The organism is Catenisphaera adipataccumulans (assembly GCF_014202755.1).
GTDB classification, from domain to species: Bacteria; Bacillota_I; Bacilli_A; order Erysipelotrichales; family Erysipelotrichaceae; genus Catenisphaera; species Catenisphaera adipataccumulans.
This window is the reverse complement of sequence record NZ_JACHHK010000002.1, coordinates 76,941-89,888: the sequence shown is the minus strand read 5'-3', so window position 1 is coordinate 89,888 and position 12,948 is coordinate 76,941. Positions and strand designations below refer to the sequence as shown.

General features: G+C 39.0%; 6 protein-coding genes. All 6 read right to left on the bottom strand.

Translation table 11 applies throughout. From position 1 onward, the window contains the following. Window positions 1-41 precede the first annotated feature (41 nt). The gene (locus tag HNQ47_RS02530) at window positions 42-536 is read right to left on the bottom strand and encodes a restriction endonuclease subunit S (RefSeq protein ID WP_343052892.1); all 495 of its coding nucleotides are present in this window, start codon (window positions 534-536) and stop codon (window positions 42-44) included. 26 nt (window positions 537-562) lie between these two features. Next, window positions 563-1,084 carry a restriction endonuclease subunit S gene (locus HNQ47_RS02525; RefSeq protein WP_221247942.1) on the bottom strand — a complete coding sequence of 174 codons (522 nt, stop codon included), beginning with the start codon at window positions 1,082-1,084 and terminating at the stop codon, window positions 563-565. 140 nt (window positions 1,085-1,224) lie between these two features. Beyond that, window positions 1,225-2,466 carry a restriction endonuclease subunit S gene (locus HNQ47_RS02520; protein WP_183327228.1) on the bottom strand — a complete coding sequence of 414 codons (1,242 nt, stop codon included), beginning with the start codon at window positions 2,464-2,466 and terminating at the stop codon, window positions 1,225-1,227. Beyond that, complete coding sequence (locus HNQ47_RS02515; protein ID WP_183327227.1) at window positions 2,466-5,045, bottom strand: type I restriction-modification system subunit M; 2,580 nt, start codon at window positions 5,043-5,045, stop codon at window positions 2,466-2,468. The genes HNQ47_RS02520 and HNQ47_RS02515 overlap by 1 nt, the downstream gene beginning before the upstream one ends. Before the next feature lie 178 nt (window positions 5,046-5,223). Further along, window positions 5,224-7,314, bottom strand: a complete 2,091-nt coding sequence (locus HNQ47_RS02510) for a DUF262 domain-containing protein (protein ID WP_183327225.1) — start codon at window positions 7,312-7,314, stop codon at window positions 5,224-5,226. 205 nt (window positions 7,315-7,519) lie between these two features. Beyond that, complete coding sequence (locus tag HNQ47_RS02505; RefSeq protein WP_183327223.1) at window positions 7,520-12,772, bottom strand: DUF7601 domain-containing protein; 5,253 nt, start codon at window positions 12,770-12,772, stop codon at window positions 7,520-7,522. Window positions 12,773-12,948: the final 176 nt, after the last annotated feature.

The following is a 12,948-nucleotide window of genomic DNA, read 5'->3' as shown; positions in this document are numbered from 1 at the left end:
ATTTCTCCTATATTTATATGTTTATTATATTAATTTTTATGTCACTGATGAAGGGCGATAAAGTTATCAAGTTGCTCAAAATACTCCCCAATTTTCTTCTGTTCATTAATGTTTGGAAGTGTAAATTTAGTTTTTAAGAAATTTTCGTTGTAAAGTCGCTTAATAGTACTCCCTTCAATTCCTTCCCATTTTACCAAGGAATATATACACTTAAGAAATGTATTATCCACTCTATCATCATGCTTGAACCACACAATATTGGAATCCTGAAAATACTCATCTTTTCCAGTATATTCAACAGTTCTTCCTATCGTACCAGATGCAGAAATCAATACATCTCCAATCTCTGGGTAATTAAATTTCTCTTTATACTCCTCAAAAAGTTCTTTTGAAATATATGCATCAGGTTCTCCACCAAACGTTCCAATTTTATAAAATGGAACATCTCCTTTTGTGGCTGTTTGTTGCTTAAATATTCGCTTACACATAGCAACTGAGCCTAAATCTCCAAACTCACACTGTTCCCAAGAATATATCTAAACAATTTTTATAAATAATTTTATTAACACTGATGAAGTGTAATAAGGTTATCGAGGTTCTTAAAGTAATGTCCAATTTGCCTCTGTTCAATGCTCTCCGGAAACCAAAAAGTAAGTTCACCTAGTTTCTTTCCCGATATCTCTGAGAAAGTAGATCCCGCTGCCACTGTTTCCGCCCTTGCTTTGATGATTTCACTCATTGAGAAAACAAAATATGGGTCAATATCTTCATTACACACAAGTGACTGAAACCCTTGATTTGTAGCTCCTGGACGCTGTAAGATAGCCATATTTCCTATTCCAGCACGACTTGTAAAGAGTACTGTTCTATTGGCAGGAAGCATCTTGGCTGAGCTGTTATTCAACCCTTCTTGGGTTATCTTACGTACACTTCCATTTACAAAAATCTGTTCTCCTATCTCTGCAGGAGTATACCAATCAATTTCACCGTCCCAATAATTAGGATTTGATGTACTTGGTGTACCTCCGCCGATGATATCGGCTATTTCGAACAGCTCACGCTGTTCCCAAAAATCAATATTCAACACAATAATTTATGGTCTTATAAACAAACAAGAAACAATGATTTGGTTTGATAAAAAAATCAATTGTAACTATTACACAAACCAAGAATAATGATTTTGAATTTCTATAGCAAATCTCAATCAACAAATAATTGAATAAATTAAATAAACATAGAATTTAATAAAGCTTTTTTAAGAGTTTTTAATTTATCAATTTTACACTGATGAAGGGTAATTAGATTATCTAAGCCTTGTAATGTAGCTCCAATTTTTTTCTGTTCTTGGTATGATGGTAGAATAACAGGAAAATCAACAAGTATATTTTGGTTTAAATGTTTAATTGTTCCTCCAGTTGCACGCTTAGATACATAGTCCATTAAATACGGACCAGAAAGATATTGATAAAGATATGTACTGTCAACATTATCGGTTTTAATGGTTACGTTAAACACACCTGCGTTTAGAGTTGCTGGCTTATTTAAGCCACTTACATAGGCAACTTTTCCAAGAGTTCCATCCTTTGTAATAAGGATACAGCCATTCTTTATTTGTATGTTTTTATCTTGTTCATATCTTTCCTTGGCTACATAATGACAGTTAGAGAAGTTAATTTTTCCATCATTAAAATCTGTTCCTGTTATCAAGTAGTAATCCCCATCATTCAGAAATTCAGAGGTGCGAAGGTTTTGCCAACCAATTCTTGCATGCATCGTGGTTATCTCCAACAGCTTACGCTGTTCCCAATCGTCAGTAAAACCTTTAAATCTTATCTTCGGATTTTTTTCACCGTTTTTCGGAAACATTTTTTCAAGCATTGATTTTTTTACATTTTTTAGGCTTTCTAATTTACGCTGATGAAGTGTAATAAGGTTATCGAGGTTCTTAAAGTAATGTCCAATTTGCCTCTGTTCAATGCTCTCCGGAAACCAAAAAGTAAGTTCACCTAGTTTCTTTCCCGATATCTCTGAGAAAGTAGATCCCGCTGCCACTGTTTCCGCCCTTGCTTTGATGATTTCACTCATTGAGAAAACAAAATATGGGTCAATATCTTCATTACACACAAGTGACTGAAACCCTTGATTTGTAGCTCCTGGACGCTGTAAGATAGCCATATTTCCTATTCCAGCACGACTTGTAAAGAGTACTGTTCTATTGGCAGGAAGCATCTTGGCTGAGCTGTTATTCAACCCTTCTTGGGTTATCTTACGTACACTTCCATTTACAAAAATCTGTTCTCCTATCTCTGCAGGAGTATACCAATCAATTTCACCGTCCCAATAATTAGGATTTGATGTACTTGGTGTACCTCCGCCGATGATATCGGCTATTTCGAACAGCTCACGCTGTTCCCAATCATCCGTGAATCCTTTAAAGCGAATATCTGGAGCTTTCTTCTTTTTCATCAGAAATCACCCCCTAAAAGCTTCTGAAATTCACGAATTCCTTCAATATCCTCTTCTGATCCAGTCAAATCTGACATCATTTCTGATAGTTTTGCTTCTGTTTCTTGGATTTCTTTTTCAATATCCGCAAGAGTATCAGAATATTTATTGTTTAACGAATTTACCTTATTTTGCAGCTCTTTTAGAGCTGATTCAGGTAATTCCATGATTCCATCCAAAATAGGTTCGATCCACTTTTTCTGAAGAATAATATGTATTTCATTTACATCTAAATTTAAAATGACTTCTTTGGTACGTAATTCGATTTCTTCTTTGTCTTTTTTAAGTTGTGATTTCAAAGATTTTTCTTCTTTATTGCAAACTTCTACTTTTTGCAGCTGATCAATTAATTCTGAATATTCAACAGAATCTGTTTTTGTAAGCATTTTAATGGTTGGTTTAATATTCTTCATTACAAATGCATCATTATCTTCTTTTAAAGCGTCCGATATTGTCTCTTTATCATCCTCGGACATTTCACTTAAAATATTTTCATATTCTGAAGGAATCTCGTTCAATCTTGATTCTTTTTGTTTGATTTTTTCTAGTTCATCAGAAAGAAATGTTTTTTGTACCAAATCAAAAGGTAGAATATGTCCCTTCCAACCATCCTGAATTTCTTGTTCTTTGTTATTTTTCTTCTTAATGACCATATTCGGATCGACCTGTTTTACTGCTTTCATTCCTTCTGTCTGTATCATTTCTAAATCTGTCGAAATAACAGAATAAGCATTGTGGAAAATTTCATAAGCATCATAAGGATCAACTAAAGGAATGTCGTCAAACCGTTCAAATAATTCGGATGATAATAAATCTTCTGTTTTCGCAACATTTAAATTTTCTGCTTTCGAAATCAACACATCTGTTAATACGTTTCCAAAGTTAGAAAATTGTTTTTTGTATGCAGCTAAAAAGTTTTTCACATCTTCATTTTGATCAATTACTTGTTTTAAATCATCCACTTGAACTTTTGAATACGTTTTATCTTCACCGAAAATATCTTTCCGTAATGTTGGAAAAGCTTCCCAATATTGATTTAATTGATCAATTTCATTTTTCGGTATGCCACCAAACATTGATGCATAAATATCCCAAGATTCTGCTTCTTCAGAAGAATCAACATAGCGCGGAATATTCAAATTGTAATCATTTGAACGAATCTCTTCCAAAGTCACCCGTCGAGAATACTTATCTATTTCTTGTCTTTTTGTAACTGTGTCTACGATTTTACGAATATCACAGGCACGCAGTTTATTGTTTTTTCCTTCCTTCGTAAATCCTTTGGACGCATCAACAATCAACACATCCGTGTTCTCCCGTTTTTGGCGTAAAACCATAATTATTGTTGGGATTCCCGTTCCATAAAAGATATTAGCCGGCAATCCGATGATCGTGTCGATATTGTTTTGTTCGATCAAATTTTTGCGGATCTTGCCTTCTTCACCGCCGCGGAATAAAACTCCATGAGGCAGTACAATGGTCATGATTCCATTAGGCTTTAAGTGATATAAATCATGGAGCAAAAAGGCATAATCAGCTTTTGCTTTCGGTGCAAGTCCATAGCGGGCAAAACGAGGATCATTCTCTTTCCCCGATGGATCCCAGTTTTGTGAGTAAGGCGGATTGCTGACAACAGCATCAACATACAAAGGATCATAAGTACCTATTGGATCAGACTCCTCAAAATAAGGCCAGTCTTCTTCTAATGTATCGCCGTTGCGCACAACAATATTATCCGGAAGAATTCCTCTCATCACCAAATTCATTCTTGTTAAGTTATATGTGTTTGCTTTCAATTCTTGCGCATAATATCGAATTTTGTTTGGATCATCTATATACTTCGCAACCGCATGGCCAATGTTAATTAATAATGATCCAGAACCAGATGTTGGGTCATAGATTTTAATCTCATCATTTCCCTGTAAATGATGCGCTACAATTTCTGACATTAATAATGATACTTCATGCGGAGTGTAGAATTCTCCTGCCTTTTTTCCTGCATTTGAAGCAAATTTTTCCAGTAGATATTCGTAAATATAGCCCAAGACATCATAACCTTGTTTACTATCCATCGGAATATCTTTAATCAAGTGGATCAAATCACTGACTGCTTTTGTTTGTGATTTTGTATTATCTCCTAATTTACTTAATCCTGTATCCAACGTATTAAATATATCTTTAAAGACATTTTGATGTGTTGGTGAAATCAAGCGAATAAAGGAAGACAATGCCAATCTGACATTATCGATACTAAAATCTGATCCCATTTTGATCCAAGTAGAAAACAAATCTTCATATGCAATAAAGTAACCGAGACTCTGTTGTGTATTTTTTACCGTCTCTTCATCCTCTTCATTTACATACTCTTTTATATCTTCTGGTGTGTATTCTCTGGATAATAACCATTCTTCTTCGCGATCAGATAAGTATTTATAGAATATGAAACCAAGAATATAATCTTTATATTCGTTTGCCTCAATTTTCGAACGCATTTTATTTGCAGATTCCCAAATTTTTGCGGCCAGTTGTTGTTTGTTCATATGATCCTCCATCAATTATTTTCAATCATGTTCTTATCTGTGCAGATTCTTAGTAATAAAGAGCTCTCTGCTTTTTATTATACAGGTGCTATTTACTATCAGATACAGATGACTGTATTATTTTATTCGAGCCCATTCTGTAATTCAATTCATAAAATTTTGCATTACCTAATGATTTTTATATTTCTTCCGTTTGTTTTTTATGTTTTACTGTAAATTCTAAATCCTGCGGATCTGCATGAAATTTTTTAAATAATCTTCTTAAGATTGATAATTTTTGCCTATTTGCAAGCTTAATATATGCATAAATTCCATCCTGCACTTCCTTGTAGAAAAATGGATCAGCGTTTCCTGTTGTAAAATAAATTGAAAGATCATTTTCATCTGTGTTATAAGCAAGTTCTGTTAATACTGAAGCATCTTGCTGATGAAGGATTCTAATGATTTTCATATATGCATCGACCCAGGACTTTACATTCTGCACGTTTCCCTGATACGAGAAGGACAAAATTGAATAGCCTGTTGCATCTACTTTCTCATCCAGCGTGAAACGTTCACTGTCTTTTTCTTTTGGTACAAATTCAGTTTCCATATACGGCCAAATTTTCAGTGCTTGTTCCATCATTCGCTGGTTGCGCTCTTCCAGTTCTTTCAGCGTCCATTGGTTCTGCTGACCGATCCATTGATTCATGCGCAGACCGCTGTTTGAGAAACCAATCCCTAATCCAGTCTTTGAATCGATTAAATCTCTCTTTTTAAGGAACGAATCATTACTATAATTCGAGTTATACGCAGTCAATGTAAGATTAGCTAATCGATGCAGCCATGTTTCATGGACCGTCTCATAATCTTTCCCCAATGCATTCTGCCATTGTATAGTCAAATTTTGAGGCATGATATGCTCGATTGAATATGTGCCATCATCTAAGCCTTTGAAAACATTTTTAACTTCCCTGGTCCCAAAGTTTTCATAACGCTCCATGATATAAGATCGAATGCGACTGCTCATTTGATAGATATTTCGAGTCGATAAAGCAGTCAAAAATTCCTCATCGGATGGATAACGTCCACTTTCTTTTCTGCTTTTTAGGGAATACTTCATTTTTTCCACATAATTGTCCGTTGTCTGATCATAGGCTATAACGGAACGATTCAATGAAGTAAAGATTTTATTTAAGGCGTTCGTCGGTACATCACAAATTTTTCTGCGAAAAATATAATCTTCAATCAATAAGAACACTTCTTCTGTCTCATCTATATTTAATATTTCTTCATCAAAAAGGCGCAGAACTTCCATCAAGAATGGACGTGTAACCGTGGTCTCCAACCAATTCAGACGTAATATTGTACTACGCAACTTTCCGCTTAATTTTGCCTCCAATGTGTTATATTCAGACTTAGTTTTTATCAATACCTCATAATATTTCGCATACATAAAAAGATTCTGAAATAATTCTTCAGTTGGAATTTCATGTTCTTCTACATACTCTTTAAATGCACGATAGACCTTCGACATTGGTGGCTGCTGCTGTGTTTTCAAGCGCAGATAATCCCGCATAAAAATACTGACATCGTTATCTACTGCCTTTTCAATCGGGCTCCAGTACTTATTAAAATATTCTTCCTGTTCATGTTCACTCAGGCCCATCAAAACATAGTTGCGAATTTTGTCTCCTTCGTTTAGATTCACACCAGTCGAATTTAGACTTTCGAAAATCAACTGCGGATTATCGTCTCGATTCAATTCAATATGAATGATTTGCAGCTTTTTGATTGCATCATACAATTCATCAATTGTAATTTCCTGCTTTTGGATCTGTTCACAGAAATACTTGTAATTTATAGTAATATCCGAATTTTCAATAAACTCGTCTTCACTTTTAAACAACTGTAAATATGCTTTATTATCATCATTAACTGGTTTTAATTTGATTCGTTTATCTTCTTTTTTCCAACGATCAATAATGTATACTTCATAAATCTGTTCAGCAAGGAGCGGATCATTTGATGTCACCTTACCTTGTTTCAATAAATGGCACATAGCTAAAAGTAATAAAGAAACCGTTGTTAAACGTTGCTGTCCGTCAATAATTAAATTTGTATTATTTGAATCCTCATGTACCGCAACAATGCAACCAAAAAAATGTGCCTTTAAATGATTTTTCGCTACACGAATTAAATCATTATATAACTGTTCGCAGTTTTCTTTTTTCCAATTATAATTTCGTTGGTAGACTGGAATGACAAACCGTTTATCATGTCCGTCCATGTACTGCAGTAAATATTCCTCAGACCCTTTCACTTAATATTCCCTCCAAATTGCTCATACGAAATAATTATAGCATAGTTATGTAACCGCACTCGTTGTGTCCATTTATACTCATTTCAGTTCATGAATACCACAATTATTGTCATCATTTATGACAGAATGTGGATCTATTCAAAAAAGACAGGCATCTATGCCTGTCTTTTCTTTAGGATCTTCTCTTTCGTACGGCCACAAAGCCAAGAACTGCGAGAGCACTCAACAACAGGAAGAAGACCGTTCCTGTATTCAGCCCAGTTCGCGAGCCTTTGTGCTTAGTTGACTTGCGCGTAACTGTTTTCTTCTTCTGTCCGGTGTTGGTAATGGTCCAATGACTGCCTTGATGATCCGTGCTCTTCTTATAGCCCTTCGGCACATTGACTTCATCAACGCTCCATTTCTGTTTGGCATCCAGGCCTGTCCACGTATAGGTCCAGTTCTGCGCAGCTGTCAATTCGATCGGATCTCCTTCCGGTTTTCCGTTTCGATACAGCTGTACCTTCACAGACTGCGGCGTCTTCGATGTATTCTTCCAACGCTTCGTGACCGTGAGCTCTGTGCCCGGACGATCATTGACATACGCAACATCCTGCTCATCGTCACCAACGATCGTTCCTTCTGCTTTGTCAACAGTCTGTCCATTGACCGTGATCGTGACGTCATATTCTTTATTGTCGCTTTCTGTAACGACATATTTCGTCTTCTCCGGAATACCTTCGATCGTCACACTGTCTCCGTCTGCCAGTTTGATCGTATCGCCGCTCTTGAATTCCTTGCCGTCCGCTTGGAACGAATCGGTCAATTCATTTCCGTCGGCATCTGTCAATGTGACGGTGAACGGGAATTTCTTGGTTTTATCTCCGGCCGTTCCGGTCACTGATTTATGAATGGTCAAGGAACCAGTCGGGATGATCGGATCGTCCATGACGATCGTCTGCTCATCCTGTGCGGCCCAGCTGCCGTCCTGTTTGATCTCCACGGAGCCGTCCTGGTTCACACGGAACGTGATCGGATCAGCTTTGTACCAGCCTCTTGGCGATTCGGTCTCAACGAGTTGATATTCCCCTTTCTCCAGGACAAAGGATTTGTCCTCTGTCGTGCTGGTCCAGGAATGCAGGGTCTTATTTCCCTGCCGGATCTCCAGTTTTGCGCCGGCCAGCGGTTCATCCTCGCCCAGTTTTCTAAACTTGACGGTTGAATGTTTATAGTTCGTGAAGGAAACAACGGTTTCTTCTCCTTCTTTCAATTGGTCGGATGTCTTGCCGTCGATCGTTGTCGTATAGCCGTTCAGCGTTTCTTCCTTCACGGTGTATTTCGCATCGCCCGGCAGTTTCTTGATGGTCACTTGTTCGCCGTCTTTCAGCTTGATCGTGCCGCCGTTCTGGATCGTGCCTGTCGATACAGACGCACCATCTTTGGTGATCTCATAATCGTACGTACCGGTATCCGCTTTGCCTTCCGCATCCATTAGATTGACTGTAAATGTGAATTCCTTATCGGCATCTTTCTGTACGCTGCCGACGGTCTTCTTGATCGTCAAGGTACTGTCCTTGAACTTGCGTTTATGATGCGTTGTTTCACTGGTAATATCCACGTTCTCATCACCGATGGACGTGATTTTTGCGGTGTTGTCATAAGTGACCTTCGACTTCGCAATTGTCGGGATCACCAGGTGTACAGTTTGTCCGCCCTTCAGTTCCGCGATCTGGAAGACCAGTTTCTGGTCGGTCTTGGTCATTTGAACCGCATCGTCATTGACGGCTTTCGCATCTGCCGGATCATCTCCGGTGTAATATTGAATATTTTCTGTATCGATCGTCAAACCGTCCGGGATCGGATCCGTGACTTCTACATCCTTTATTGAATCTTGTTCCAGTTTATTGGTCACATGCAGCGTATAAGTCAGATTCTTGTCTGTTTCTACAACAGTAGGATCTTCTTTGGTTCCGGTTTCTGGATCGCTGTCTTTATGGATCTCGATCTGTGGTTCCAGATCGACCTTTGTGACATGCGAACGTTCCAGACTGGCCGTTGCCGGCGGTTGTTCACCCTTGCTCCAGAACTTTTCCTGCACGGTCGCATCGTTATATGCATATACCTGCGGATCGACGTATTTTGATACATCGGTCGGCGCTTTCATATGAAGCAGGACAACGGCACTTTCACTTGGACCGAAGATATATTCCTCGCCGTTTTCTTTATAGCGCATATCGACTGCGATCGCGGTGATTTTTGATGGATCGCTTGGCTTGGTCGTGCTCCAGAAAGCTGAATTGGAAACATCAGCCTGTCCTGGGTTGTTCTGCGGATCGATATGTTCCAGTGTTGAGTAATATACAACTGGTTTGATTCCCTTGCTTTCCAGCTGAGATGTATCGATGCTGAGGAGCTTACCTTTCCAATACGTATTTTCGCCGTACGCATCTTCCAAGGTATCGTACATGATCAAACCCTTGGTGTTGCCGTTATTTTTGGACACGTAGCGCAGCTGATATTCATATTGACCGCCGCCCTGAACGTGCGCCGTCTCTCCATACAGATTGTCATTTTCTGCTTTAACACGCTTATAGTAACCGGACTGTGCTAAGAATTCGACAGGAAAATTACTGTACGCTGCAAACGAATAGGAATATTTTTTATTGTCATCCGTCTTTCCGTTGCCGTCCAGATCGGTATATACGTCCTTATTTGCTGTATAGCCGCCATTATCATTCGTTCCCGACCGCATATCCGTACTATTTTCATAGGCATAACTATTTTGGATCGACTTACCGTAATCTACAATGCTCGTCCATGGATAATAAGCATCAAACGATACTTTTAAATACGAATTCAATATTGTACGATAGCCGGAACTGGATGAATAATTTTTTGCATCTTCCGGCAAATGAACATGTACGATGACCATGGTTCGTCCGGTGTCTTTCCAGTTATTTACCGTCTCTACATCATATTGATCCTTTGTCAGATCGCCTAGATTGCTTTTTACCGTCGTATTTCCTTCCAGATAATAACAGCCCTTCGGCAGTAAATCGTAGAAAGTTCCGTTCGTGTACACATCAATGAAATCGGTTTTTTCCTTTATTTCTTCCGCAGATGTCACATCCGGCAGTGCTTTGATTTCATTGCTCTTTTTCAAAGTATAGTGCAGAATTTCTCTTCCATGTACCGGATCCGATACCGGATTGCCTACGGACTTCGTCGTATCTTGATCATATGGATAATCGATCACATAGTTGTAAGCATCCGCATGAATCCCAACATGCCCGTTGAAATTCTGCCGATCTTCTGCAGCCAGCTGCGCACGGTCAACCGAAGTACTCAGTTGATTGCCTTGTGTAATATCGACATACTCACCGGTGCTGTCCTGAACGGCTAACGTATTGATATTCCGCACGAGCATTGAATCTTTTCCCTTCGCTAATTCATCATTGATGATCTGTTTGACATGATCTGTACTGTTTAATGTGATCATGAGCTGCGGGTTTATATCCACTTGGTAATGTTTCGTATGCGCCGAAACCTTTACCGCATAGGTTTGATCCGGCAAATCAACATTTTTCGTCTCTTCGATCGTGCCGGTTTTCAGCTTCGTCCATTCCTGATTTTCCGGTGTCTTATACCAAATGGTGATTTCCGTTGTTTCATCATTTTTTTCTCGGATCGCTTTACCGTTATCCGGATCCATATTATACGTGCTTATTCTTGGTGCGAAATGCGAAAATGAGTAATCGCCTGGCTGCAGACGCTGACCGGCGAACGTGATATGGTCATCGATGAAATTTGCGGTATACATCTTTTTGCCATATTCATTGCCGTCTTTTGTAAAGCTCCAGCCCCGTGCCGAACTGCCCATGAAGAAGTAGCACTGCAGCGGCACGTCCTTGCCATTCAGCAGATCACGGTAGGAGTAGCTGCTCATATATTGCCAAAACTTGGATATCGAGTACATATCGCCGCCGTATTCATATTCTTTACCGTCATATGCATGTGAAGCCGAAGCACTTTTCTCTTCGGTATTTCCATCAATGCCATGGAGCGTCACATTGATCGTATTATCCACCTCAGCCGGCAGACTTGTATATTTGGATTTTTTATACCGGCAGACATAATACACACCATGTGCGGTACATAAGCGACCCGCAAAATTGTCGATATCGCGATATGTCTGGCCGTCTTTTTCATAATCATCATAATTATCACAGACAACTTGACTATCTGTAGTACGAACAAATGTATCTCCCTGCGCCATATCACTAAATGACTGATCATAGTAATCTAAGCCTGTGTCTTTGTAATATCCGACGATCCCGTCGCTTTTCGTCGTATCTTCATCAATCGTCACATAATATGGCTGCGTAGAATCTCTGTCAACACGATAATAGCTCTGCCATTCCAGATAAAAATAATCATCTGCATCTGCAGGCTTTTCGCCCCATTCATCACGCCATTTACTGATTTGCTTGACCATTTTCTTTTTTGCATCGGTTAATTTTGCGGACGTATTGACCGACACATTCAACGTATCGCTGGTTTGATCCAGCTGTCCTGCATTGCCTTCATCATCCGTGTACTTCGTTGTAAATTTGGCTTGAATATCATCATGTGTATACCCATTTGCCACATCCATCGGCGTAAAAGACCAAGACATTGTCGTTGTAAACATCGCTGCATCTTTTACTTCTTCGAAGTTGGTGATCACGATCTCATTCGTATCTGTATCGATACGATAATTAAAAGAACTTTCTGTCGATGTATTTGGATACTTTGGCAGCGCTGTTTTCAGCGTATCACAAGGATCGCCGTTTCGATCATAGAATATATGATACGGGATACGAATTTCGATGGAATACGGTGCACAGACTTTGTGACCGCCTGTTGAGAAATCCAGCTGTGCTTGTACAATACCTTTCGTGAAATTTGTCGTCGGTGTGATCGACAAAGAATCGCCGTTGTTGGTGATCTCCGAGTTATCGGTTCCGTCGATCCACTTTAAACGATGCGTCGCTGTTTCCACATCACCCGAATCATTCTGAGCCGGCACGCTAGTGGAATCCTTTTGATCCTCCGTACTGGCCGCTTTCGGCTGAACTTCTGCTTCCGGATTGACCGTGATAATACGATCTTTCTGACCGATCGGATCCTGCTGATTCACATCATCTGCTGCATACGCACTGTAGGTCACAGTATACACCGCACCGGCCGCCGCATTCAGCTCGGTCATGCCCTTCTGAAAGACGAAAGTTTCATCACCGGCCGCCTTAACATTCGTCACTTGAACAGATAACGATTGTCCGTTCTGTGCGGCTGTTACACCGTCCGTCAGCTTCACTGTTCCGGCATCAACGGTTACATTATCGACACCGCTCCAAGAAACCTCTTCTTGTGCAAATGCAGATTCTGCAACAAGCGAAAAAGCCATACAAAAAGAAATAAACACGCTAAAAAGCATGTTGAAAAGTCTGCTGATCTTCATTTTTTTGCCCTCTCTATATAATATCCTTATATAAATAATACATCTTATAACTTATTTATTCCATATTTTATAAGGATTAATACAAAAATACTTTTTATACTATTTAATAGATATTTCTATAA